This is a genomic window from Dehalogenimonas sp. W (assembly GCF_037094495.1).
Classification (GTDB): domain Bacteria; phylum Chloroflexota; class Dehalococcoidia; order Dehalococcoidales; family Dehalococcoidaceae; genus Dehalogenimonas; species Dehalogenimonas loeffleri.
Genome location: NZ_CP146612.1, coordinates 1,013,327 through 1,038,645 on the forward strand (window position 1 = coordinate 1,013,327; position 25,319 = coordinate 1,038,645).

Here is a 25,319-nt window from a genome sequence, read left to right on the forward strand (position 1 = left end):
GATTATGCTTTCTGCCGGCACTCCGGGCAGAGCCCGGAGAGGTTTATTTCGCAATTTTTGATCTCAAAGCCGTTTGCCGCGGGGATACGGGCAGTGATTATATCGGCGACCGGCAGGCTGAACTCAATAACCTTGCCGCATCCGGAGCAAATCAGGTGATGGTGCTCATCCCGGCGGGAAATCTCGTAGTGGTGATGGTTCTCGTCCAGGTGGCGCTCCTCTATCAGCCCGTTTTCCTTGAATTTTTGCAGTACCCGATAAACGGTTGACAGCGACAGCCGGGGCAATTGCTTTCTGGCGCGCTGATGAATTTCGTCGGCATCAAGATGCCCGCCGCCCCGACGGATGATCTCCAGGATTACCGCCCGTTGTCCGGTACTTTTCAGTTCGGTGTTACCCAGCGGGGTCATACTGCCTCCATGTCTTCGGGAATTGAAAAGCAAATGCTAATCATTTGCAATAAGTATATCAGCAGCATCCCGCGGGGTCAAATGCCGTCTGGGATTTAAAAGAGAACCATGGCAAAAACAGCCGAAGCTTTGGTTCAGCAGTATGTTTTACGCGCTACTAATCGGCCGGACTGGCATCTTCGTGGCTGCCACTCCTTGTGCTCGGGACTGAACGGTGGGCAGCTAAATACCGCCGCCTTCATCAAACTCACCGTCTTCAAACTCCCGTTCAATCTCCCGGCGTTTTTCCTTGAGGTCGTCAACCGGTGCAATGATGCCGCCCAATTCTTCCAGTGCCGCGCAGCGTTTCTCAATCTTGGCCTGTTCGGCCATGATATAGCGTACGGCCTCGGCTACCGGGTCCGGCAGTCTGCCGTGTTCAAGGTCCGTGACCGTTTGGGGTTTGTGCTCATCCACCACTCGTCCCGGGATGCCGACCACCGTCGCCCCCGCCGGTACGTTTTTTACCACCACCGACCCGGCGCCGACGCGGGCGCCTTCGCCGATGAGAATATTGCCCAGGACCGTGGCGTTGGAGCCGACCACCACATTATTGCCGATAGTGGGGTGCCGCTTGCCTTTGGAGAGTGAAGTGCCGCCCAGCACCACGCCCTTATACAGGAGGACATCGTCGCCGATTTCGGCCGTTTCACCGATAACCACGCCCATGCCGTGGTCAATAAAAAAACGGCGGCCAATGGTGGCGCCGGGGTGAATCTCAATTCCGGTCAGAAAGCGGGCGATATGAGACAACAGACGCCCCAGGAAATGCCATCTGACCTTCCAGAACCAGTGACTGAGCCGGTAGCCCCACAATGCATGGAGACCGGGATAGGTAAAGATAACCTCCCAGAAGCCCCGGGCGGCCGGGTCTTTGGCATAGACGTTGCGGATATCTTCCCGTATGGTATTAAACATGGTTTTATTCTGGTTATTATACGCCTGACGCAGCCGGATTTACTATGACGCCGCGTCGTTCTCCGGCCCGACCGATTCATCCAGCCATTTCAGGTATTCCCCGCTGCCGCCGATTACCGGCAGTGCGATAATCTCCGGAGTCTGGTAGGAATGAACTTCCTTGACCGTTTCAATCAGGTCAGCCAGCAAAGCTGAAGTGCTCTTGACGATGAGCAGGTTTTCGGTCTCGTCGGTCACCTGTTCCTGCCATCGGAAAATGGAACTGACGCCGTTGATGATATTGACACAGGCGGCTTTGCGCTGTTCCAGCAGAACCCGGGCAATCAGCCGGGCTTCTTCCGTATCGGCGGCGGTGATGAACACCACGACGTGCCGGCAATTATCCATAATGGCCCTCCCTGGGTTCGGACCGGAGGCGATGTCAGGCTTTGATCGCCAGCATCCGCTCAATGGTGAGTCTTGCTCGGTCCGCTATTTCTTCCGTCACGGATACTGCGTGACTTTCTGTTTCCAAAGCGGTCAGTATCTTATCCAGAGTGATGAGTTTCATGTTGGGGCAGACGGCCTGCTCCGAAACCGGGTAAAAGCGCTTGCCTGGGTTTTCCTTGCGGAGCCGGTGAATAATGCCCATTTCGGTGCCGACGATAAGTTCGCTGATTTCCGGGCGTTGGGCAAAGCGGATCATGCCGCCGGTGGAGAGTACCTCATCAGCTACCGCGGTTACCTCCGGACGGCATTCCGGATGGACAACCGCCGGGGCGTTCGGGTGCTCGGACTTGAGTTCCAGGATATGTTCCGGCAGTATCCGGGCGTGGGTGGGGCAGTAACCGGGCCAAAAATGGATATGCTTGCCGGTTTGCTGTTGCACATAGTATCCCAGATACTGATCCGGCACGAAGATAATCTCGTCGTCCGGCAGGCTGCTGACGACTTTGACGGCGTTGGCGGAGGTGCAGCAGATGTCGCTTTCCGCCTTGACTTCGGCGGTGGAATTGACATAACAAACAACCGGACGGCCCGGCAACTCGTCTTTCATACGGCGCAATCCGGCCGCGTCAATCATATCGGCCATGGGGCAGCCGGCGTGGCTGTCCGGTAGTATTACCTTACTGCCGGGGGCGATGATGGCGGCCGTTTCCGCCATGAAATGAACTCCGCAGAATACGATGAGTTTGGCGCCGGTGGCGGCTGCTTTCTGCGCCAGTTCCAGGGAGTCGCCGACAAAATCGCCGATGTCCTGGACTTCGCCCAACTGGTAGTTGTGCACCAGAATGACGGCATTTTTTTCTTTTTTCAGCGCGTTGATTCGGGCGGTAATGTCAGTATTATTCTGCATAATCAATCCTTTCCGGATGTGCATACACATTCATCCGGTGCCCGCGGACAAAACCGATGAGCGTGATGCCCAGCTTTTCCGCCAGTTTGACGCCGGAATCGGTCGGGGCACTGCGGGAAACCAGTACCGGCATACGCCGTCGGGCGGTTTTCAACAGTATTTCAGATGATATCCGGCCGCTGACCAGTAACATCTTATCGCCGGTGGCGATGTTATCCAGCAGACAGCGGCCGAAAACCTTATCCACGGCGTTGTGCCGCCCGATGTCTTCGGAGAACAGTTCAATTGTATCACCGCAGGCCAGCGCCGCGGCATGGACGCCGCCGGTGGATTTGAAGATTTCACTTTGCTCCTGAAACGCCCGCATCAGGCGGTATATCTGTCCGGGCCGGACGGTGAGCGATGATTCCACCGGTGGGCTGGCGACGTCGGCGGCGGAATAAAAGGTCGCGCCGCGGCCGCAACCGGAAGAGATGAAGCGCTTCCAGATTCGTCCGGCTTCGCCCCGGTCCCGGGCAATGACCCGTGCGATCCCGCGGGTCTCATCAAGGGTCAGCGACAGGATATCCCCGGCGTTTTCTATCAGGCCTTCGGCGGCCAGAAATCCCGCGGCGAGATAACGTTCTTCCGCAGGGGAACACAGCATGGTGACCAGTTCCGTATCGTTGAAAAAAATAGTCAGGGCCGCTTCCCGCACCACCTCATCCTCCAGCGATTCGGGTGAGTTTTCGTTGATTCGGGTGATTGACAGCGACACGGTGTTTTCCATGGATCAGCGGTCCTTGTCGGCGGAGATGATTTGAAACATGCCCCCGAGGGGCGTTTTCTTTTCCTGCAGATTCAAACCGGCCGCCGCCACTTCAGCCGCCAGTTCGCCCCGCATCATCTTATAGGCGATGTCATGTTCAAACACGCGGACAAAGGCGCCGATGGTCTGACGGGCCGGGAAATAACGGGGCAGGTGGTAATCCAGCGTCAGGAATTTACCTCCGGGTTTGAGTACCCGCAATACCTCTTTTAAAGCGGCTGCCCGGATATCCTTCGGAATTTCGTGCAGCCCGTAAGAGCAGATGACGTGGTTAAAGGAATTGTCGCTGAAAGGCAGGCTGTCCACGCTGGCGAGCTGAAAGCTGACCCAGGAAGCCACGACCTTCTTCCTGGCCACCGCCAGCATATCCGGGGATAGGTCCACACCGGTAACGTGGCCCTGATCCACTTCAGGGGCGATGATGGCCGTGGTGGAGCCGGTGCCGCAACAGATATCCAGCACCCGGTCGGAAGATTTAATCCCGGCCATATTGACGAAATTCTGCCGGAAACGTTTTTCGCCGCCGAAGGGCAGGAAAGAGATGGTGACCACCCGGTCATAGAGCCGGGACCAGCGCCGCCAGAAAGATACGCTGTAATATTCAGGAGTTTTTACGGGTGAAGTTGTTTCTGCCATGTACGCTCCATCATTTTTGTTATATAAGGAAGATAATGGCATTATAGATATCCCAAGCCGGGTAAGGCAAGCCCCGCCGAGACCGGGCGGCGGATTTTAGATTTTGCTAAAAAAAAGTCGCAGAAGAGTTGCGCTAAAGCTGACTGTACCCTTGACATGGTTTGGTGGGCTATGCTATTATTCTCTTCGCGTTTGAAAATATGATGATAAACAACAGAGCAACATAGAGCGCAGGAAACGGTGTTAACCAAGACGGCTTGGTGATAAACACCAGGCCGTTTCTTATTTATAATGAACCTTTAAAACTGAATATCGCCAACAAAGAATAGTAAGGTTATCTCAAATCTGAAGCAAGTCAAGCGGGAAAGAGCGCACGGTGGATGCCTTGGCATCAAGGGGCGATGAAGGACGCGGCAAGACTGCGATATTCCTCGGCTAGCTGTCTAGCAAGCTTAACCGGGGGTTTCCGAATGGGGCAACCCGGCCAGGTAAAACCTGGTCACTCTCAGCTAAACACATAGGCTGAGTAGAGGCAACCTGGGGAAGTGAAACATCTCAGTACCCAGAGGAAAAGACAAGATTCTCTTAGTAGCGGTGAGCGAAAAGGGAACAGCCCAAACCTCATAAGCTAAGTGGTTTAACGGCCTAAGCTTACGGGGGGTTGTAAGACAGATTATGTCCGGCGTTAGACGGGCAGAGGAGTTACAAACCGAACTCTAGTTGAAGGTCTCTGGAAAGAGCCACCATAGACGGTGATAGTCCGGTAAACGAAAGAGCTAGGCTCCTCAATCTGATCTTGAGTACCACGGGACACGCGGAATCCTGTGGGAAGCAGCCATGACCACATGGCAAGGCTAAATACTCTTGATGACCGATAGTGGACTAGTACCGTGAGGGAAAGGTGAAAAATACCCCGAGAGGGGAGTGAAATAGATCTGAAACCGTGCGCTTACAAGCAGTCGGAGCTCTTCTTCGGAAGAGTGACGGCGTGCCTATTGAAGAATGAGCCGACGAGTTAATCTGTGTAGCATGGTTAAGCAACTACGTTGCGGAGCCGTAGCGAAAGCGAGTCTGAATAGGGCGTTGCGTTGCACTGATTAGACCCGAAGCCGGGTGAGCTATCCATGGTCAGGGTGAAGCTTCGATAATCTCGGAGTGGAGGCCCGAACCGGTCAACGTTGCAAAGTTGTCGGATGAACTGTGGATAGAGGAGAAATTCCAATCGAACCCGGGGATAGCTGGTTCTCCTCGAAATGTATCTAGGTACAGCCTCGGATGTTCGCTTATGGAGGTAAGGCACTGGATGGACTAGGTGGGAGAGATCCTGTCGAATTCAACCAAACCAAGAATGCCATAAGCTCAAGTCCGGGAGTGAGACTATGGGGGCTAAGCTCCGTAGTCGAAAGGGAAACAGCCCAGACCATCAGCTAAGGTCCCTAAGCACAGACTAAGTGGTAAAGGAAGTTGGACTACACAGACAGCCAGGAGGTTGGCTTAGAAGCAGCCATCCTTTAAAGATAGCGTAATAGCTCACTGGTTAAGTGGTTCTGCGCCGACAATCCAACGGGGCTCAAGTCTGTTACCGAAGCTATGGATCACGATTCGTCGTGATGGTAGAGGAGCGTTCCTCTCGCAGTGAAGTCGTTACGTGAGTGACGGTGGAGCGTGGGGAAGTGAGAATGTCGGCATGAGTAGCGTAAGGTGTGTGAGAAACACACCCACCGTAAACCTAAGGTTTCCTACGCAAGGTTAATCCGCGTAGGGTTAGTCGGGCCTAAGCCGAGGCCGAAAGGCGTAGAGCGATGGACAGCTGGTCATCATTCCAGCACCGCCGCTGTGGAGGCAAAGGGGTGACACGGGAGGATAGATTAGGCATACCCATTGGACATGGTGTGTCACCGGTCAAAGGCGTTTGGGGGCAGGCAAATCCACTCCCAAGTTAAGTTGAAGGCCGGGGGAAGTTGCGGAGAGATCCAAGACGATCTAGTTGAGTCCATACCGTCAAGAAAACCCTCGTTGCCAATGAAGCAGTGGCGCCCGTACCGCAAACCGACTCTGGTAGGTGGGGGTAAGTGTCCCAAGGTGATCGAGATAACCCTCGTTAAGGAACTCTGCAATTTAGCCCCGTAACTTCGGGATAAGGGGTGCCGTTCTCTGAACGGTGACACTAAAGGGGTCCGAGTGACTGTTTATCAAAAACATAGGTCTCTGCTAAAGCGTAAGCTGATGTATAGGGGCTGATACCTGCCCAGTGCTGGAAGGTTAAGGGGAGAGGTTAGCGCAAGCAAAGCTTTGAACCGAAGCCCCAGTGAACGGCGGCCGTAACTATAACGGTCCTAAGGTAGCGAAATCCCTTGTCGGGTAAGTTCCGACCCGCACGAATGGTGTAACAACTTGGACGCTGTCTTAACGAGGGACTCGGCGAAATTGAATTACCCGTGAAGATGCGGGTTTCCCGCCACTGGACAAGAAGACCCCGTGGAGCTTTACTACAACTTGGCACTGAAATTGGGTTTATCATGTGTAGGATAGGTGGGAGGCAGTGAAGTTCCGACGCCAGTCGGGATGGAGCCAGCGTTGAAATACCACTCTTGATGGATTTAGTTTCTAACCCTGGAGCAAGCCAGGGGACAGTGTCTGGTGGGTAGTTTGACTGGGGCGGTCGCCTCCCAAACAGTAACGGAGGCGCCCAAAGGTCTCCTCAGGGTGGATGGAAATCACCCGTAGAGTGCATTGGCATAAGGAGGCTTGACTGCGAGACCAACAAGTCGAGCAGAGACGAAAGTCGGGCAAAGTGATCCCACGGTTCCTTGTGGAAGGGCCGTGGCTTAACGGATAAAAGCTACCCCGGGGATAACAGGCTTATCTTGCCCAAGAGTTCACATCGACGGCAAGGTTTGGCACCTCGATGTCGGCTCGTCGCATCCTGGGGCTGTAATCGGTCCCAAGGGTTGGGCTGTTCGCCCATTAAAGCGGCACGCGAGCTGGGTTCAGACCGTCGTGAGACAGGTCGGTCTCTATCCGTGGTGGGCGTCCGGAGATTTGAGGGGGGCTTTCCGTAGTACGAGAGGACCCGGAAGGACGGACCAATGGTGTATCAGTTGTTCCGCCAGGGGCATTGCTGAGTAGCCAAGTTCGGTACGGATAAGCGCTGAAAGCATCTAAGCGCGAAGCCGGCTCCAAGATTAGATCTCCCTTCCTTCGCGAGAAGGATAAGACCGCAGGTAGACTACCTGCTTGATAGGCCACAGGTGTAAGCATAGTAATGTGTTCAGCTAAGTGGTACTAATGGTCAAGGGCTTGACTTGCTTCAGAGTTGAGATAACTGAATTATTTGAAGGCGATATTTAGAAGGTTCACATTAACATTGTTAAAGAGTCTTCTGGTGATTAGAGCGATGTGGCACCACCCGTTCCCATCCCGAACACGGCCGTGAAACGCATCAGCGCAGACGATACTGAGGGGGCGACCCCTTGTGGAAAATATGCCATTGCCAGGAGACTTTTTATATTTTACTCGCAGCCTTGTCTTTAGACAGGGCTGTTGGTATTTCCGCGGCAATTACGGCCGATATTGGTGTCAACGCGCGGGTCAACTGTGATAGAGTAATAACGGAGGCTGAGTATATTATGATTGTGGAAATGAAAACCGGTGCCCCCGGGTTTGAGGTGGATGCCGTGGTGGATAAAGCTAAGTTGCTGGGATTGAACGTTCAGCTTAACCTGGGTACCGATAAGGTAGTGGTAGCCCTGTTGGGGAGCAACACCGGTTTTATCGACACCGACCAGTTTGCCGTACTGCCGGGGGTGGAAAGCGTCACCCGGATAATGAAGCCGTATAAGCTGGCTTCCCGGGAATTCCGGAAGCAGAATTCTGTGGTGACTATTAACGACGTTCAGGTCGGCGGTCAACAGCTTGTGGTGATGGCCGGCCCGTGCGCGGTGGAAAGTGAAGCGCAATTGACCGAAGCAGCCGGTGTGGTTAAAGATGCCGGAGCGGTTATCCTCCGCGGCGGTGCCTTTAAGCCCCGCACCTCACCTTTTAGTTTTCAGGGGTTGAAGCAAGCCGGTTTGGAATTGCTGGACAAGACGCGGCAGAATTTCGGTCTGCCGGTTATTACTGAAGTTGTGGACGCACAAGATGCCGAGATGATGGCTGATTACGTGGATATTTTTCAGGTTGGCTCCCGGAATATGCAGAACTATTCACTGTTGACCTGCCTGGGCAAAATCCGGCGGCCGGTGGTGCTGAAACGCGGTTTCGCCTGCACCATCACTGAGTGGCTGACCGCGGCGGACTACCTGCTGTCTGAAGGTAATGAACAGGTAATCCTGTGTGAGCGGGGCATCAGGACCTTTGAGGATTCTACCCGCTTTTCACTGGATATATCTTCCATCCCGGTGATTAAAAAATACTCTCACTTACCGCTGGTGGTGGATCCCAGTCATGCGGCCGGGCATTATTCACTGGTGCCGGCACTGGCCAAGGCCGCGATCGCTGCCGGAGCCGACGGCCTTTTGATTGAAATGCATCCCGACCCGCGCAAAGCGCTGGTGGACGGTATTCAGTCATTGTCGCCGTCAGATTTCCGGCAGCTGATGGCTGATCTAAAACCCATTGCCGCTGCCGTGGGTCGCACGTTGTAAGAACTACTGGATAATAAAAAAAGAGGGGCTGTAATGCCCCTCTTTGTATTTGTCAGGGAAATGTAATTAGACGCTGTTGGAAAGCTGGTAGCTTTTGCCTTCGGTGGTGATGGCCGGAGCGATAACCATTTCGGCTTTCTGCATCTCACGGATGTCGGCAGCCCCGCAGACGCCCATAACGGTTTTCAAGGCTCCGACAAAGTTCTGGCTGCCGTCTACCATAGAAGTGGGGCCGAACAATATCTGTTCCAGTGAACTGGTGGTCCCAACCTTGATACGGGTGCCCCGGGGCAGGGAGGGGTGCGGGTGGCTCATACCCCAATGGTAACCGTGGCCAGGGGCTTCCTGAGATTTGGCGATGATGGAACCAAACATGGCGGCATCAGCACCGGCGGCGATAGCCTTGCAGAAATCACCGCCTTTTTTGAAGCCGCCGTCAGTGATAATGGTGACATAACGGCCGGTTTCAGCTAGATAGGTTTCCCGGGCGGCGGCGCAATCCATGGTGGCGGTTATCTGCGGCACGCCCAGCCCTAATACCTCCCGTGAGGTACAGGCGGCGCCGGGGCCGACACCGACAAAAATACCGGCGACACCTTCGCGCATCAATTCCAGTGAAGCGGAATAGCTGACGGCATTCCCGACAACCACCGGGATTTTCAGGCTGGAACATAATTCGGAAAAAATCAGCCCGCGATAGCTTTTGGATACATGCCGGGCCGTGGTAACAGTGGAAGCAATCACCAGTATATCCGCTCCGGCCTCGGCAATGACCGGGGCCAGCCGCTTGGCGTTGGCCGGCATGATAGCCACGGCAGCAGTCCCGCCGGCGGCTTTGATGGCCTTGACACGCTCGGCAATGAGGTCGTCTTTAATCGGCTCGGTGTAGATTTTCTGTAATAGGGCGGTTACTTCAGATTGGGGCGTCTCGGCGATTTGGGCCAGGACGGCTTCAGCGTCATGATAACGGGCTTGAATGCCCTCGCCGTGCAGTACGGCCAGGCCGCCGAACTGAGACATTTTTATCGCCATGTTGACGTCGGTTACGGCGTCCATGGCTGCGGCGATTACCGGGATTTGGAACTCAATATCGGCGATTTTGAACCCGACATCTGTTTGCTCCGGGTTGATGGTCATGTCTCCCGGGACGATGGCGACTTCATCAAATCCGTAGGAACGGCGAAGTTCTTTGAATTGGGGATGGGTCATAGAGGCCTCCTTGTTTAAGGAGCAATTATAGCAACAAGGCCCTTTTATGGTCAAGCAAAAACGGGTTTTTTACTCCGGTCGGTCTGCTGCCGGCGCCAGCCGCGGCAGTTCAATGATGAACGAGGCACCCCCGCCGGATTGGTTTTCCGCTCTGATAGCCCCGCCGTGCTGCTTGATAACGCCGTGGCTGATGGACAACCCCAGACCGGTCCCCTGGTCAACTTCCTTGGTGGTGAAGAAGGGATCAAACAACCGGTCCAGGTTCTCCGGCGCGATGCCCGGTCCGTCGTCAGTAATGACTATTCGTACCCAGTCATTCTTCTTGTCGTAACTGGTCGTGATGGTCAGGGTTCCCCGCTGATGAGCCTTGAGCATGAAAAATTCGGCGTTAATGACGATATTCAGGAAAACCTGTTGCAATTGGAAGGCATCGGCGGTTATTTCCGGCAGGTCAGGATCCAGATGGGGGATGACCTCAATATTGTTCAGTTTGGTGTCATAAGCCCGCAGCGCCAGCACCCGCTGGATGACTTCGTTGACGTTAAGCAGTTCTTTCACCGGGTTGTGGCGGCGGGCAAAGACCAGCAGGTTCTTGATAATCTCTGCCGACCGGCGGGCTTCCGAATGAATTATCTCCACATCTTTGCGGATATTGTCTGGCAGGGCGGATTCCAGCAGCAATTCGGAAAAGCCCAGAATGCCGGTCAGCGGATTATTGATTTCATGTGCGACCCCGGCCGCCAGTTCGCCGACTGAAGCCAGCCGGTTGGTGACCATCAGTTGTTCCTGCATGCGGCGGCGTTCGGTAACGTCCTGAGTGATGTGGACGCTGGCGATAACCTCGCCGTCAGGGCCGAACATCGGGTAGGTGGAAACCATCGTATAGGTACCTTTTTCGGCGTTGTGGATTTCCACTTCTGCTGCCTGGCCGGTTTCCAGTGTCTTTCGGTGCGGACAGGAATGAACCGGTTCCGAGGTGCCGTGGCTGACTTCATAGCAGGTTTTGCCGATAAGTTCGCCCGGCGTCATCTTCATGGCCTGGGCGAAGGCCTGATTTACTCTCAGAATCCGGTAATTCTTATCCTGAATGGACACCGGGGTAGTGATGGCATCAAAAGTCGCCCGCCACTGTTCCGCCGCCTGGAGCAGCCGGGACTCCATTGTTTTGCGCTCGGTGATATCCCGTACTACGGAAAGGTACAGGGTGCGGCCGTCCTGCGTAACCGTCTGAGAACTTATTTCCACTGGAACCCGGCGGCCATCTTTGGTGACATGAATCCGCTCAAAAACCACATGTCCGTCATGGCGCAATTTCTGCTTAACGACCTCGGCGTCAGTTAATTCATTCGGGTCGTCCAGTACCTTGGGGCTGAGCAGCAGAAATTCCTCGCGGGTATAACCCATCAGTTTGCAGGCACCGTCGTTGACTTCAACAAACCCGCCGCGGCCGTCATCGCCGATTTCATGAAAATAAATGGCGTCGCTGATACTGTTAAACAGCAGGCGGTACTTTTCCTCTGACCGGCGGATTTCCTCTTCCGCCTGGTGTCGTCGGGTGATATCGGAGATAACGCCGAGGACACTGTGGGTTCGGGCGTCATACTCCGCTTCGGAATGGATCACCGCTATCTTCTGGTCACACGGGCGGCGGATTTTGAATTCAACATTGTAAGGTTTTTCCCCCGATATCAGTTCCGATAATGCCTGGTCCAGTATCGGACGAAACTCCGGCAACGGAATTCGTTGAATATCGGTCATCGTCAGCGGGGCATCCGGGGACAGTCCGTAGATGCGGCGGGCATTGGCGGAAACCTCAAACCGTTTTTCGTCCAGCCGCAATTCCCAGAAGCCGAAGCCGGCAATCTGTTCCGCGCGTCTAAAAAATTCCTGTTTCATTTCTTGATGCTTATTCAGCGGCCGATAAAATTGGTAAGATAATGGACTTTTGAGACTGATTTGTCAAAAAAGCGGGTGCTCCATCGGGGCACCCGCTTCAAATCGGCCTTGCTGGGAATCAGCCGTCCAGGATATCCAGCGCTTCCTGCCGGTAGGCTTCCATGACGTAAGGGATGCCGGAAACCTTGGCGCATTCTTCAGTCAGTGACATCAATTCGCGGCGGGAAATCGCCGGCAAATTGAAACAGCGGGCGCCGGCCATCAGTTGCTGCAGGCCGACCCGCAGTTTTTCGGCGTAACTATAGATACCGATGGCGCCCAGCGGGATGTTCTTGATTTCATTAGCCCCGACCAGTTCCTTGACGTCTTCGTAGTGGACGAAGATTTCTTCTACCGATGCCCCGAACTGGCCGACGGTGCGCGGCAATTTGCCCTCAGCCAGCCAGCCGGTGATATTTTTACCCACCATGCCGGGAATCATCAGGGCGCGGCCCATGCAGACGGCTTTGGTGAACGGTGCGCCCAGGGCAAGCGCCTTAAAGACGCCGTCTTCACTGGAAAAGCCGCCGGCAAAAGCCAGATCCGGCACCCGCTCGCCTTTATCCGCCAGGCGTTGGGCAAACTCCCGGGCGGCGGCGTGGAGGTAGACGCTGGGAACGCCCCACTCTTCCATCATGCGCCACGGGCTCATGCCGGTGCCGCCGGGCGCGCCGTCAATGGTAATCAGGTCAATTTTGGCTTTGGCCCCCCATTTGATGGCCATGGCCAGTTCCCGCAGAGAATAGGCGCCGGTCTTGAGCGTAATGCGGGTGAAGCCGATCTTACGTAATCGTTCCACTTCGGCCATGAAGCTCTCTTCACTGATGAAGCCCAGGCGGCTGTGGCGTTCAAATTCCTTGAGCGAGCCGTCCTTGAACGCATCAACATTAACGTGGTCGGACGGGTCGGGGGTCACGATATAGCCGCGGCGCTGCAGTTCCCGGGCGCGTTCCAGACTGCTAACCTTGATTTCGCCGCCGATGCACTTGGCGCCCTGACCCCATTTGAGTTCAATTGTATTTAAACCGTGCTTGCTGTGAACATACTCCGCCACGCCCAGCCGGGTATCTTCCACGTTCATCTGGACTAGAATTTCCCCCATATCGCGGTGGTAACGTTTATAGGTTTCAATGCGGCGGTCCATGTCCGGGGATTTGGATACCTTGCCGTTGCCGTCAAGTTCCAGTTGCGGGTCTATCCCGCAGACATTTTCGCCGCAGACCAGGGTCACCCCGGTGATGGCGGCCCCAATGGCAAAGTGCTCCCAGTATTTACGGGCGATTTCCGTAGAGCCCAGCGCTCCGGTAAACACCGGCACGCGCATTTTAACCTTTTCGTCCCAGCCATATTCGGTGGAGGTGTCAACCCCCGGGAAAGTGGCGGTATCCGGCGTGGCGACCACGCCGTCAGGCAGGCCGCGGCCGCCAAAGGCATAACCCTGGATATTAAAGTGGGAATAGTCAACGGGATAATCCTTGTCGGCCCCGGCGGTAACGCTGCCGAACGGGCCGGGATAAATCAGCTCCCGGCCGCGGAAGGTGGATTTGAAGACCTCGCAGTTGCCGGTGCAGTCATCGGTGCAGCGGGAGCACAACCCGCTCATGGGGACAACGTTTTTGGAACGGTTGGTGGTCTGGGTGGCGTCATTGCCGTTGGGGCGCTGTAGATTCATAATTAAATCTCCTTTTTTAATGCCCATATACGGCAATATACTGCCGTATATTACGGGCCTATTATTACCACCATATTACATGCTTGTCAAACGCCGGATATGAAAAGGCGATGTCTAAAAGCGGGGTGGTCAGGCAGGAGTTGGGAGTGGTTGTTAAACGGCAAGAAAGACCAAATATTGTCAATAAAGACACCGCAAAAGAACAGCGGGCTATTCGGCGATGAACTTGATGGACAGGGAGTTTACGCAGTGGCGAGTGTCCTTGGGGGTAAAGTGTTCACCGGTAAAAACATGGCCCAGATGGCCGCCGCAGGCGGCACAGATTATCTCAGTCCGCCGACCATCGGCGTCAGGCACTCTGGTAACCCGTCCCGGAATCTCTTGATCAAAACTAGGCCAGCCGCAGCCGGAGTGGAACTTGCTGCCGGATTGATACAGCGGGGTGTTACAACGACGGCAGACGTAGGTTCCCGGCGCGGTGGTGTTTTCATATTCGCCGGTGAACGGGGGCTCGGTGCCTTTACGCAGAATGACTTCTTCTTCCGCAGACGTCAGTTTATTGAATTCCACGTTTTCACCTCCCTCGTTCTATAATGACATTATAAACTCTTTTTCAGGCAACACGACAACAGGAGTAAGTATGGTGCATTATGACTTTGACCGGCCGATTCTCCGGACCGGTACCGATTCCGTCAAATGGGACCTCCGCAAGGAAGTTTTCGGCCGGGCGGATGTGATTCCCATGTGGGTGGCCGACATGGATTTTGCGGTGGCCGAACCGATAACCGAGGCCCTGCGCCGCCGTACGGAACACCCGGTGTACGGCTATACCCGCGTGCCCAATACCTTGCTCAAGGCGATAATCGCCCGGTTGAAGCGTAAATATAGCTGGAAGGTGCAGCCGGAGTGGCTGGTCTTTACGCCCGGCGTGATTCCGGCTATTGCCGCGGCGGTCCGCGCCTATACTCACCCCGGAGATGCCGTGGTCATGGCCGACCCCGTCTACCACCCTTTCTGGTCGGTGGTTCCGGACGCCGGCTGCCGGATCAGCGCCAGCCCGCTTAAACTGACTGACGGCCGGTATGAGATGGACTTTGACGACCTGCGGCAGCGGTTCAAGGCGGGGGACAATCCCTTTCGGCCGGGCCCGCCGGCCAGAGCCATGATTCTGTGTAATCCCCATAACCCGGTGGGGCGGGAGTGGAGCCGCCCGGAGCTGATTGAGGCCGGACGGATTGCCATTGACGCCGGGGCGGTGGTTATTTCTGACGAAATCCATTGTGAACTGCTTTTTGACGGGGTGCAGCATACCCCGTTTGCCGCTATTTCCGAGGAGTTTGCCCGGAATTCGCTGGTCTGCCTGTCGGCCACCAAGACCTTTAACCTGGCGGGGTTGGCGGCCTCGGTGATTGTCATTCCCGACGTCCGGCTGCGGACGGAATTTCAGCGCGCCCGCGGCAGTCTGATGCCGCAGCCCGATGTGATGGCGCTGGCGGCTCTGGAAGCTGCTTATAACTATGGGGATGAATGGTTGGCACAGCTTTCAGCATATCTGCAAGGGAATCTGGATTACTTGATGAATTTCGCGGCGCAGCGCATCCCGCGCCTCAAAGTCATTAGACCGGAAGGCACTTATTTAGTCTGGCTGGATTGCCGGGCATTGGGATTAGATAAACAGCAGTTGCGGGATTTCTTTATCACTCAAGCCGGTGTCGGTCTGGATGACGGCAACGCCTTCGGCCCGGGCGGGGCGGGCTTTCAGCGGATGAATATCGCCTGTACCCGGGCTACGCTGGTTGAGGCGCTGGAACGGATTGAACTGGCGGTAAACCAACTGGACTGGTAATAGGGGCACCCCTCAGCCGGCCGGTGGATTCAGCTTGAGCGAACCGTTTTCTACCGCGCCTACGGCGCGGCGCGCCAGCGCCAGGTTTCAGCCCTTATCCTGGGCGCACCAGATCTCGCATTCCTCGGCGGTGGCTTTGTCAGTGTAGGTCAGGCCGCAACGGCCGCAGGCGTAATAGACTCGGCCGTCGTGCTGGTATTCTGTCATTTATGCCTCCTTCCGGTGTAAATAAAATCAGATAATTACGTTCAGCGCCCCCGGCACCAGCGACAACCGGAAGGCCCCTTCGCCGATAATCTCGCCGTCGGCCTGGAGCAGCAACCGTTCCGTGGAAGACAGGGTGATGACCGCGGCCCGTTCCACGCTCACCTTGGGGTGGGTGATGTGGGTGCCCCGGTAGACCCGGGGGAAGGCCTGAATCAGCTCCACCTTCCCGATATCGCCGATGGTCAGCACGTCAAAGAGCTGATCGCCCAGCTCGGCGTCGGGAGCTACTTTCATGCCCCCGCCGAAGTAACTGCCGTTGGCGATGATTATGGACAACACCCGGTGGATATTTTCCTGGCGTTCATCGCATTTTATTTTGACCGGGCGATTTTTGTAACCGAAAAGGGTAGCACCGACGCTTAAAATATACGACACCGGCCCCCGCAGCAAGCGTGATATCTTCGCCTTGGCGGAGGTGGTTTCGGCATCAAAGCCGACCCCGGCAGCGTTGATAAAATAACGGCTTTTCGCCTCGCCGTTTTCCTTCCATTCAATAAGGCCGGCGTCCACCTTGAGCCGCTGGCGGCTGAGCAGGTGATGGCAGGCCCGGTCGGGATTACGGGGAATACCCAGCGAGCGGACAAAGTCAGAACCGGTGCCGGTATTGATGACCCCCAGATCCACCGGCATCAGCGGTTTAATCGGCAGTGCCGCCGTCAGCAGGCCGTTGATCACTTCGTTGATGGTGCCGTCGCCGCCCACGGCGACTACGTTTTGAAACCGCGCCTCCGCCGCCTCTTTAGCCAGTGCGATGGCGTGCCCCGGAGCCTCGGTGAAGATGAATTCGTAATTGATACCCAGTTCGTCCAGCTGACGCTTGATATGCGGCCAGCGCCGGGCAGTGGTGCCGGAACCGGCAGCCGGGTTGATGATCAATTTGGTCTTGAGGCTGTTGGGCATGGCCGTGCTCCTATAAACTCAAAGCGCCCAATTCTATCACATAAACCGGACGGCGAATATTTAACCTGTCCTTTCGGCCGGTATAAAAACCAGCCTGGCGGCCGTGGTCGCCGGAGTGAATCCAGTGTATTATCAGGCTTGACACTAATGCGATGAAGAGTATAGTATTTCGTAAAATAGCGAAATAATGGCAGGCAGACTATGGAACAATTGTGGGCGCCCTGGCGGGCGAAGTTATTTGAAAATTATCAAGGCGACGGTTGTATTTTCTGCGATCTGCCGGCCGGCGGGGATGATGCCAAAAACCTGATTCTGTACCGGGGTGAAACGGCCTTCGTCATTATGAACGCTTATCCCTACGCTGCCGGGCACCTTATGGTGGTGCCCCTCCGGCATGTTGACCGGCTGGCGGCGCTGACCGCAGCAGAACGTCAGGAAATTATGGAACTGGTCACTCGGTGCGAGACGGTACTCACCGCAGCCATGAAACCGGAAGGCTTAAATGTCGGTTTTAACCTGGGTAAGGCGGCCGGTGCCGGCGTGGACGCCCATCTGCACTGCCATATCGTACCGCGCTGGGTCGGTGATACCAACTTCATGCCGGTTATCGGCCAAACCAGGGTCATCAACGAATCACTGGAAGCCACTTATAACAAATTGAAGGAGCAATTATCATGAGCGAAGCTGATCTGGCGCTGATTAAGGACCTGTTGCCGCTACTGATACCGATCATCATCATTGAACTGGTGCTGGTGGTGGTGGCCTTGCTGGACCTGTCCAAGCGACAAAAGGTCAAGGGTGAAAGCAAGGTGGTATGGGTGCTGATAATCATCTTCCTGAACCTGATTGGTCCCATCATCTATCTGGTCTGGGGCCGCCACGGTGAGAATGAGGAGGGCCCGTATGACTCCGGCTATAAAAACTGAAGGGCTGTCCAAACATTTCGGCAGCATTGCCGCGGTTGATAATCTTGACTTGGAAGTGCCGGAGCGGGCGGTTTTCGGTTTTCTGGGCCCCAACGGCGCCGGCAAGACCACCACGGTCAAAATGCTGACCGGCCTGTCCCGGCCGACGGCCGGCCGCGCCTTTATCTGCGGTGAGGAAGTGTTCCAGAGTTCAGTTGCCGTCCGCCGTAACTTCGGCTTCCTGCCCGATGTCCCGGCTTTCTATGACTGGATGACCGGCACTGAATATCTGTATTTCGCCGGTGAACTGTACGGCATGGACTATCGGGAATTGAAAAAACGCGCCGCTGAACTGCTGGACGTGGTGGAACTGCAAAAAGCCGGCAACCGCAAGGTCGGCGGTTATTCCCGCGGTATGAAACAGCGGCTTGGTATCGCTCAGGCGATGCTTAATCACCCCAAAGTGTTGTTTCTGGATGAACCGACCAGCGCCCTGGACCCCATCGGCCGGCGCGATGTACTGGATCTGATCAGTCGGCTTAAGGAAGAGGCTACCGTCTTCATGTCCACCCACATTCTGTCTGATGTGGAACGGGTCTGTGACTCGGTCGCTATTATCAATAACGGCAAGCTGGTGGTCACTTCTACCGTTGAAGAATTGCGGACCAAATACGCCCGCTCGGTTTTTGAAATGGAGTTTGCCGAGGACTTTGCGCCGTTTATGGTATCGCTGGAAAAGCAGCCGTGGTTCGTCAAAGCCGAACGGGTGGTCAGCAACGGTGCCCCGACCGCCCGCGTCACCACCGATGACGTGGCCGTCGCCCGCCGTGAACTGCCGCGGCTGATCGCCGCCAGCGGTCTGACACTGCTGCGGTATGAGCTGACCCAGCCCAGTCTGGAAGATATCTTCGTTGAGGTGGTCAAAGCATCATGAACGGCTTTAAGACGCTCCTGTCCAAGGAATGGCGGGAACAATTCCGCACTTTCCGGCTGTTAATCGTCTCCGGTATCTTTCTATTCTTCGGTCTGCTGACGCCGGTGATGATTAAGTATCTCCCGGAGATAATCAAACTGGCCGGGGAAGACCTGGGCACTATTGAACTACCGCCGCCGACCGCGCTTCAGGCACTGACGGAGTATTCGGCCACGGCGCTTCAGATGGGGCTGCTGGTGGCTGTTCTGGTGACTATGGGTGCTATCGCCGCTGAGCGCCGCAGCGGCACCGCGGCCATGACTTTGTCCAAACCCGTCGGTACCGGCGCTTTCGTTACCGCTAAAATGCTGGCCATCAGCTTCAGCTTTATCATCGGTCTGGTGCTCGGCGGCATCGGGGCCTACGGCTACACCTGGCTGCTGATTGAGGAGGGTAATCTCGGCGGCTTTATCGGCCAGACTGCCTTGCTTGCCGTCTATCTTATGTTCTGTATCAACGTGACCCTGATTTTCTCTGCTGTGTTCAAAAATTCCCTGGCCGCCGGTGGCGCAGCTATCGCGGTTTTACTGGCCGGAGCCGGCCTGGGTGCCGTGCCCTGGGTCGGCCGGGTCATGCCCGGCTCATTGACCAGCTGGGGCAACCATCTGGCGGCCGGTGAGTCCGGCGGTGCTGAATGGCTGGCGCTGGCGGTAACGGTGGTGCTGATAATCGGCGGTACCTGGCTGGCCGCGTGGATTCTGAAAGGGAAAGAGATTTAACCAGGTCTCAAAAAGGCAGATAACGAAAAGCAGAACCGTTCATCTTTGAGATGAACGGTTCTGCATTTTTTTTACAGTTCAAAACTCTGCCGGTACTCCGGTGTGCTGACCTCCCAGCCGGTGCGTCGGCGCAACTCCCCGGCAACAGCGGTGGCGGCTTCCTCTTCCCCGTGGGTTATAAAAATACGCCGCGGCGCCTCGAGTATTTGCGATGCCCAGTTCAAAAGCTCGGTGCGTCCGGCGTGGGCCGACAGGCCGTGCAGTTGCTCAACCTTCGCCCTTACCTCATACTCATGGCCCAAAATGCGCACCGGATCAGCCCCGTTGACAATCACCCGCCCCAAGGTTCCGCGGGCCTGGTAGCCGACGAACAGGATGGTGTTTTCACTCCGGGAGATATTATTAACCAGGTGGTGCTTAATGCGCCCGCCGTTGGCCATGCCGGAACCGGCGATGATGATGCTGGAGCCCTTTTCTTTGGCGATGGCGCGGGAATCGGCCGCGGAGCCGGTCAACGTGAGGCCGGGAAATTCAAATGGAGACCCCTTCTTGAAGCCTTCAATATCCCCGCCCCAGAGTTCCGGATGCCGGGAAAAAATCTCAGTCAGCCTGATAGCCATCGGGCTGTCCACAAAAACCGGGAGCTGAGGGATGCTCCCGTCCTTAAACATTGTTTTCAGGAAATACAGCAGTTCCTGGGTGCGTTCCAGGGCAAAGGCGGGAATCACGATGTTGCCGCCGCGTTCGGCGGTTTCCTTGATGACCGCACCCAGTCTGGCTTTGACGTCCTCGGCCGGCGGGTGTTCCCGGTCGCCGTAGGTGGATTCCATCACCAGATAGTCCAGTTTGGTCGGCGCGTCCGGCGCGTCCTGAAGCAGCCGGTCAGGCCGGCCGATATCCCCGGAAAAACAGATGGTGCGCGCCTCGCCGCCGGACTCAAATTCCAGGTACACCATGGCCGACCCCATGACGTGTCCCGCATTGAACAGGGTGGCAGAGATGCCGTCCAGTTTCAGCTTTTTATTGCGTTCCAGCGGCCGGAACAGCGGCACGCAGGCCTGGGCATCCTCAACTGTATAGAGCGGTTCTTCGGGAAAAGGCGTCTTGCCGCGGCGGCCTTCACGGGTATGGCGGCGTTTCTTGTTGTCGGCGTCTTCTTCCTGGATGCGGGCAGAATCCAGCAACATTACCTCCGCCATTTCTAGGGTGGCGTCGGTGGCATACACCGGGCCTTTGAAGCCGTCGTGCACCAATTTGGGCAGCAGGCCGCAATGGTCAATATGAGCATGGGTCAGGAAGACGGCATCAATCAGTGATGGTTCCAGCGGTGACGGATTCCAGTTACGGGACTGAAAATCACGTTCCTGGTACATACCGCAATCCACCAGCAGCTGGGTATTGGTGTCTTCAAAGAGATAGCGGGAGCCGGTCACGTTGCCGGCGGCGCCGAGGAAAGTAAGTTTAGGCATAAATATAAGATAGCCTAAAACCGAGGTTAGCACAAATCAAGCCGGGGCGGGGATGTTAGTAATCGTCCTCCGGCACTTCCGCCCCGCCGTCATCCAGCTCATCTTCCAGCGCTTCCCGCACTTCATCAGCCAGTCGGGCGGCCCGGGGGTAGCCGATATGCAACTTGCGTTGCAGGAAGGAGGCGGACACGGTGCCGGTTTGCCGCGCCAAGTTCATGGCGGTATCAAAAAGAGAGTCCCGGCTGTGCACGGTATCCACCGCCCCGCCGGGCAGCGTCGCCGCCGGAATATCTTCAATCTTGAGAATGGGTGCCTGCGGCTCCGGATTCTGACCGTTCCAGAAATACACCAGCCGTTCGCTTTCCAGGTCGGACACAAAGCAGCCCTGGAGGCGTTTGGGTTTGGCGGCGTCGGTCGGCAGGTACAGCATATCGCCGCGGCCCAGCAGTTTCTCGGCCCCCACCGAATCCAGAATGGTGCGGGAGTCCACCTGCGAGGTGACGGCAAAGCTGATGCGGGTGGGGAAGTTGGCTTTGATCAAGCCGGTAATAACATCCACCGAAGGCCGCTGCGTGGCCACCACCAGGTGGATGCCCACGGCACGGGCCATCTGCGCCAGCCGGCACAGCAGGTGTTCCACATCATCCAGACCGGCCATCATCAGGTCAGCCAGTTCGTCTATCACCAGCACCAGATATGGCATCTTCTCTTCGCCGGCCTTTTTATTATAAGCGTCAATATTGCGGGCGGCCACGTTAGCCATCTGCTTGTAGCGCCGGTCCATCTCGCCGGCCAGCCACTTGAGCGCCCCGATAGCTTTATCAACGTCCACGATAACCGGCGCCGCCAGGTGGGGCATGGAATTATAGGGCGTCAGTTCCACCCGTTTGGGGTCAATCATAATGAATTTGACCTCGCTGGGCGTGTTGTTCATCAGGATGCCGCAGATGATGGCGTTCAGGCACACCGTCTTGCCGGAACCGGTGGAACCGGCAATAAGCAGATGCGGCATTTTCGCCAGGTCGCCCACCACGGCTTCGCCGCCGGCGCCCTTGCCCAGCGCCACCGCCAGCGGTGCCTTGGTTTTAAGTTTTTGGAAAGCGGTGGTTTCCATCACCGTGCGCATGGACACGCTGCCCAGCAGGGTATTGGGCACTTCAATACCCACCAGTGATTTGCCCGGAATCGGTGCTTCAATGCGGATAGCCGGTGCCGCCAGCGCCAGCGCCAGGTCATTGGCCAGTGAGGAAATGCGGTCCACCTTGACGCGGGTGCGCCCGGTTTCCACCTGACGGGTGATGGTGTTGCCGTCCTTGTCCTTTTCTTTGATTTCCTTAATGCGGCGGTCCCAGCCCGGTTCCACGCCGAACTGGGTGACCGTCGGCCCGGCGTTGATCTGCACCACTGTGCCTTCCACGCCGTAGCTGCCCAGGGCATCTTCTATCATGCGGGCGCGCTGCTGGTTGTCAGCCTCGCCGTATTCAATCTCCGGGGTATAATCCAGAATATCCATCGGCGGCAGCCGCCAGCCGTCCGTCGCCAGCAGGGAGGCGGTTTCGCCGTATTTGCGCCAGACGTCCTGCGCCACCTGCTTCAGGTCACGCACTTCCTCTTCTTTGTCTTCCGGTTCTTTTTTATCGGCTGCCTGACCGGCTTCGGCCGCATTAGCTTTAGCGCCTTCGCCCTTTGCCGGGGTCGTAACATCGCTCTCCACGAAAATAGAGGACGGTATCGCCGTGGCTTCCGGCGGTTGAGGCGGTTTGGTTCCCGGCGGATGTGGTCGGGCAGTTGTCATTGACGGCCGGAATTGCCCCTGACGGTGCGGCAGGCTGTGTGATGGCGGGTAAGTGCGGAAGGCGCTGCCTTCGGTCTGCGGCGCTTCTTTGGGCACCCGGAACGGCCGGGACACGGCATTACCCAGCCCCTTGATGGCCGCCCAGGCCACGGCGGGCACCAGCAAGACAAAGGCCGCCAGCACCAGCCCGATAACCCGTCCCCAGCCGCCGGCACCGGTATCGGAGCCGATAATCGCCAGGCCGAAGCTGCCCCCGGCACCACCCAGTGCCAGCAGTCCCCAGCCGGCCAGCAGGAGAACCAGCGCCCCCAGCCAGCGATACCAGTAGATGAAAGTCGTCTTGCGGGCAAAGGCCGCCACTGCCTCACGTTTGAAAATGGCGATGGCGATGATGATACCCAGAATTACCAGCAGCAGACCCCAGCCGAAAACGGCGGCGGTGCCGGAGAATAGTTGATTCAGGAAGGTTTCCACCGGTGCGCGCTGCCAGATAACCAGCGCCGCCAGGGCTACAATCAGCAACGCCCAGCCGAACCACGAACCGGCGCCGTTCTTGCCGCCGGCCGGCTTATACGGCCGCGCCGCCCGGGCGGTTTTGACCGTCTTTACCGGTTTGCGCACGGCCGGTTTGGCCTTGACCGCCTTGGTTTTGGCAGTCGGTTTAGCTTTATCGTTCTTCTTAATTGACATAAACGCCTAGAGTTTATCAGCCGGAGCCGAGATTGTAAAGAGTTATTACACCAGCCATTCTACCACCAGCCCGGATTCCGGTTTGAAGCGCCGAAGCAGTTCCGGCCCCCAACGTCTTTCCCAAGGCGCACCCGCGCCTGTGGCAATCCTGCAAGAATAGCCTGACCTATCCGATACTCGTAACTGTAAACTGTAAAGCTGAAAGCTGATAGCCCGCCAGCGATATTAGGATTTGCCAGTCGCCCCCGCCGCGTCATTGCGAGCCGCAGCGAAGCAATCTCGGTCCCTGTTTTGGTCATTTAATATTTGAATTTAGATATTGTTTAGGATTTAGAAATTTAAGATTAGGATTTTTCAGCTGACTGCCGATGGCTAACACCTGCCTGAACACAAAGAAGCCCGCCGGCATTTGCCGGCGGGCTTCTCTCAACTCTATTTCAGGGGCCCACGTTTCTGGGTTACTTGTATCTTTAACTAAATAGTAAAATATCTGTTAACGGGAGACAGACCGATGATTACTAGGTGCTCCAACACCGTTAGACAGCGGGGTCGTCTCCCGAATAAGCCCGGAAAGCCCGAACAGTTGCATGGGCCATTAAAGCCCGTATCTGCAAGGATGGGATAAGGGAAAAAGGAGATGCATGGAAATGGAAAGTTTTGTCGGCATCGATATCTCCAAAGCCACCATTGATGTAGCGGTACACGAAAACAAGGAGCACTGGACCTTTACTAACGACGAAAATGGTATCAAGAAGCTGGCCAATCTGATGCGTAAAGTATCCCCCAGCCTGATCGTCATGGAGTCCACCGGCAGTTACGAAGTCGCAGCGACTTATGAATTGAGCGCCCGCGGTTTCTCTGTGGCGGTGGTCAATCCCCGCCATATCAGAGACTTTGCCCGCTCTACCGGTCTTCTGGCCAAGACGGACGGCCTGGATGCCAGAGTCATTGCTCGTTTTGCCGCCACCATTAAGCCGTCACCCCGGATTTTGCCGGATGAAGACACTCAGAAGCTGGCGGCGATCATGGCCCGGCGCAGGCAGGTAGTAGCTATGCTGACGGCGGAAAAGAACCGCCTGGGTCAAGCAAACCATACCGTAAAAGAACGGATTAAACAGCATATTAGCTGGCTGGAGCAGGAACTGGATGATATCAACAAAGAGTCGGGGAGCATGATAGAAAGCAACACTGAGTGGAAAGAGAAAAGCGATATCATGCAAAGCGTACCTGGAGTAGGTCCTAACCTGTCTCTGACTTTGCTTTCTGACATGCCTGAACTCGGCAACCTGAACCGTAAAGAGATTGCGGCATTATGTGGTTTGGCGCCATTCAATCGTGACAGCGGTCAAAGGCGAGGCCAACGGTCTATCTGGGGAGGCCGAAGCAGCGTACGCGCTGCTATTTACATGGCTGCTTTTTCAGCTGTTCGCTGGAACCCTTTGCTGAGAGAATTCTATCAACGCCTGGTGGACTCGGGCAAACGGCGCAAGGTAGCCCTGGTGGCCTGTATGCGTAAATTGCTTTGTATATTGAACGCTATGCTGAAAAACAGGACTGTCTGGAACGCCCAAATCATGCATCCGTTGGTTGCTTGTCATTAGGATTCCATTACAGTTGCTGTCTACTGTAAACTGCTTACTGTAAACCGTAACCCAAATAGCTGACAGCTGAAGGCCAAAAGCTAACCCCCCTTCGCCCGGATCACCATCGTCGGAATATCGCTGATTTTGACCACCCGGTCGGCGATACTCCCCAGCGCCCAGCGCTTGATGCCGGAGAAGCCGTGAGTGGACATAGCAATGATATTAGCCTTAACCTCATGCGCCGCCTTAACGATCTCCTCGGCCACATCGCCGACCGCCACCATGGTAGTAACCTTGATACCCTTGGCTTTCAGCGGGGCGGCTGTTTGGTTCAGGTAAGCCATCGCCTCAGCCTTAACCTCTTCCAGTTCATGTTCTTCCAGCGGCACCTGGGCGCGGCGGTCCCGGGTCAGCGCGTTGTAAGTCAGTCCGGAGACCACTTCCAGCAGCGTGACTTCGGATTCCGTTTCCGGGGCCATCTTGACCATAATGTCTTCCACGTTGGTCAACACGGTTTCCGCCAGCTTGGAGCCATCCAGGGGGACTAAGATTCGTTCGTACAT

General features: G+C 56.0%; 21 protein-coding genes and 2 rRNA genes. 9 read left to right on the forward strand and 14 right to left on the reverse strand.

Annotation, left to right across the window (positions count from 1 at the left end; translation table 11 throughout):
- Positions 1 to 2 precede the first annotated feature (2 nt).
- The 6 genes from V8247_RS05255 to V8247_RS05280 form a co-directional block, all read right to left on the reverse strand.
- Positions 3 to 410 carry a transcriptional repressor gene (locus V8247_RS05255; protein WP_338736792.1) on the reverse strand — a complete coding sequence of 136 codons (408 nt, stop codon included), beginning with the start codon at positions 408 to 410 and terminating at the stop codon, positions 3 to 5.
- Between the two features lie 222 nt (positions 411 to 632).
- Positions 633 to 1,367, reverse strand: a complete 735-nt coding sequence (gene cysE / locus V8247_RS05260) for a serine O-acetyltransferase (RefSeq protein ID WP_338736793.1) — start codon at positions 1,365 to 1,367, stop codon at positions 633 to 635.
- A 42-nt stretch (positions 1,368 to 1,409) separates the two neighbouring features.
- Positions 1,410 to 1,754 carry a divalent-cation tolerance protein CutA gene (gene cutA, locus V8247_RS05265; RefSeq protein ID WP_338736794.1) on the reverse strand — a complete coding sequence of 115 codons (345 nt, stop codon included), beginning with the start codon at positions 1,752 to 1,754 and terminating at the stop codon, positions 1,410 to 1,412.
- A gap of 34 nt (positions 1,755 to 1,788) precedes the next feature.
- Positions 1,789 to 2,703, reverse strand: coding sequence for a quinolinate synthase NadA (gene nadA / locus V8247_RS05270; protein WP_338736796.1), 915 nt, complete (start codon positions 2,701 to 2,703; stop codon positions 1,789 to 1,791).
- Complete coding sequence (gene fdhD / locus V8247_RS05275) at positions 2,693 to 3,472, reverse strand: formate dehydrogenase accessory sulfurtransferase FdhD (protein ID WP_338736797.1); 780 nt, start codon at positions 3,470 to 3,472, stop codon at positions 2,693 to 2,695. Before fdhD ends, nadA begins: the two co-directional genes overlap by 11 nt.
- Positions 3,473 to 3,475: 3 nt before the next feature.
- Positions 3,476 to 4,147, reverse strand: a complete 672-nt coding sequence (locus V8247_RS05280; protein WP_338736798.1) for a methyltransferase domain-containing protein — start codon at positions 4,145 to 4,147, stop codon at positions 3,476 to 3,478.
- 353 nt (positions 4,148 to 4,500) lie between these two features.
- On the opposite strand from V8247_RS05280, the gene V8247_RS05285 reads away from it, so the two are divergent.
- The 3 genes from V8247_RS05285 to aroF all read left to right on the forward strand — a co-directional run bounded on the left by V8247_RS05285 (position 4,501) and on the right by aroF (position 8,793).
- Positions 4,501 to 7,455: ribosomal RNA gene (locus tag V8247_RS05285) — 23S ribosomal RNA — on the forward strand.
- A 73-nt stretch (positions 7,456 to 7,528) separates the two neighbouring features.
- Positions 7,529 to 7,646, forward strand: a 5S ribosomal RNA gene (gene rrf, locus V8247_RS05290).
- Positions 7,647 to 7,776: 130 nt separating this feature from the next.
- A complete protein-coding gene (gene aroF / locus V8247_RS05295; protein ID WP_338736799.1) occupies positions 7,777 to 8,793 on the forward strand; it encodes a 3-deoxy-7-phosphoheptulonate synthase in 1,017 nt (338 codons plus the stop codon).
- A 66-nt stretch (positions 8,794 to 8,859) separates the two neighbouring features.
- Here aroF and V8247_RS05300 read toward each other — a convergent pair whose 3' ends face one another.
- From V8247_RS05300 to V8247_RS05315, 4 genes are all read right to left on the reverse strand, one after another.
- Entirely contained in the window at positions 8,860 to 10,002 is a 1,143-nt protein-coding gene (locus V8247_RS05300; protein WP_338736800.1) for a GuaB3 family IMP dehydrogenase-related protein, read from the reverse strand.
- A gap of 69 nt (positions 10,003 to 10,071) precedes the next feature.
- Positions 10,072 to 11,898 carry a PAS domain S-box protein gene (locus tag V8247_RS05305; protein ID WP_338736801.1) on the reverse strand — a complete coding sequence of 609 codons (1,827 nt, stop codon included), beginning with the start codon at positions 11,896 to 11,898 and terminating at the stop codon, positions 10,072 to 10,074.
- A gap of 118 nt (positions 11,899 to 12,016) precedes the next feature.
- The gene (locus V8247_RS05310; protein ID WP_338736802.1) at positions 12,017 to 13,609 is read right to left on the reverse strand and encodes an FMN-binding glutamate synthase family protein; all 1,593 of its coding nucleotides are present in this window, start codon (positions 13,607 to 13,609) and stop codon (positions 12,017 to 12,019) included.
- A 210-nt stretch (positions 13,610 to 13,819) separates the two neighbouring features.
- On the reverse strand, positions 13,820 to 14,179 hold the full coding sequence (locus V8247_RS05315) for a methionine-R-sulfoxide reductase (RefSeq protein ID WP_338736803.1): 360 nt from the start codon (positions 14,177 to 14,179) through the stop codon (positions 13,820 to 13,822).
- Between the two features lie 70 nt (positions 14,180 to 14,249).
- Here V8247_RS05315 and V8247_RS05320 point away from each other — a divergent pair, with 70 nt between their 5' ends.
- Entirely contained in the window at positions 14,250 to 15,455 is a 1,206-nt protein-coding gene (locus V8247_RS05320; RefSeq protein WP_338736804.1) for a PatB family C-S lyase, read from the forward strand.
- A 234-nt stretch (positions 15,456 to 15,689) separates the two neighbouring features.
- On the opposite strand, the gene V8247_RS05325 is transcribed toward V8247_RS05320, so the two are convergent.
- Entirely contained in the window at positions 15,690 to 16,622 is a 933-nt protein-coding gene (locus V8247_RS05325; protein ID WP_338736805.1) for a diacylglycerol kinase family protein, read from the reverse strand.
- A gap of 201 nt (positions 16,623 to 16,823) precedes the next feature.
- Between V8247_RS05325 and V8247_RS05330 the strand changes: the two genes are divergently transcribed.
- The 4 genes from V8247_RS05330 to V8247_RS05345 are packed head-to-tail and all read left to right on the forward strand — an operon-like array spanning position 16,824 to position 19,219.
- Entirely contained in the window at positions 16,824 to 17,300 is a 477-nt protein-coding gene (locus V8247_RS05330; protein WP_338736806.1) for an HIT domain-containing protein, read from the forward strand.
- A complete protein-coding gene (locus tag V8247_RS05335; protein WP_338736807.1) occupies positions 17,297 to 17,548 on the forward strand; it encodes a PLD nuclease N-terminal domain-containing protein in 252 nt (83 codons plus the stop codon). The genes V8247_RS05330 and V8247_RS05335 overlap by 4 nt, the downstream gene beginning before the upstream one ends.
- The gene (locus V8247_RS05340) at positions 17,526 to 18,461 is read left to right on the forward strand and encodes an ABC transporter ATP-binding protein (protein ID WP_338736808.1); all 936 of its coding nucleotides are present in this window, start codon (positions 17,526 to 17,528) and stop codon (positions 18,459 to 18,461) included. Before V8247_RS05335 ends, V8247_RS05340 begins: the two co-directional genes overlap by 23 nt.
- The gene (locus tag V8247_RS05345; protein WP_338736809.1) at positions 18,458 to 19,219 is read left to right on the forward strand and encodes an ABC transporter permease; all 762 of its coding nucleotides are present in this window, start codon (positions 18,458 to 18,460) and stop codon (positions 19,217 to 19,219) included. Before V8247_RS05340 ends, V8247_RS05345 begins: the two co-directional genes overlap by 4 nt.
- Before the next feature lie 71 nt (positions 19,220 to 19,290).
- Here V8247_RS05345 and V8247_RS05350 read toward each other — a convergent pair whose 3' ends face one another.
- Complete coding sequence (locus V8247_RS05350; RefSeq protein ID WP_338736810.1) at positions 19,291 to 20,688, reverse strand: MBL fold metallo-hydrolase; 1,398 nt, start codon at positions 20,686 to 20,688, stop codon at positions 19,291 to 19,293.
- A gap of 55 nt (positions 20,689 to 20,743) precedes the next feature.
- Positions 20,744 to 23,173: a DNA translocase FtsK gene (locus tag V8247_RS05355; RefSeq protein WP_338736811.1), complete on the reverse strand. Its 2,430-nt coding sequence runs from the start codon at positions 23,171 to 23,173 to the stop codon at positions 20,744 to 20,746.
- Positions 23,174 to 23,820: 647 nt separating this feature from the next.
- On the opposite strand from V8247_RS05355, the gene V8247_RS05360 reads away from it, so the two are divergent.
- Positions 23,821 to 24,774, forward strand: coding sequence for an IS110 family transposase (locus tag V8247_RS05360; RefSeq protein ID WP_375340885.1), 954 nt, complete (start codon positions 23,821 to 23,823; stop codon positions 24,772 to 24,774).
- An 80-nt stretch (positions 24,775 to 24,854) separates the two neighbouring features.
- Here V8247_RS05360 and V8247_RS05365 read toward each other — a convergent pair whose 3' ends face one another.
- Positions 24,855 to 25,319: a universal stress protein gene (locus V8247_RS05365; RefSeq protein ID WP_338736813.1), complete on the reverse strand. Its 465-nt coding sequence runs from the start codon at positions 25,317 to 25,319 to the stop codon at positions 24,855 to 24,857.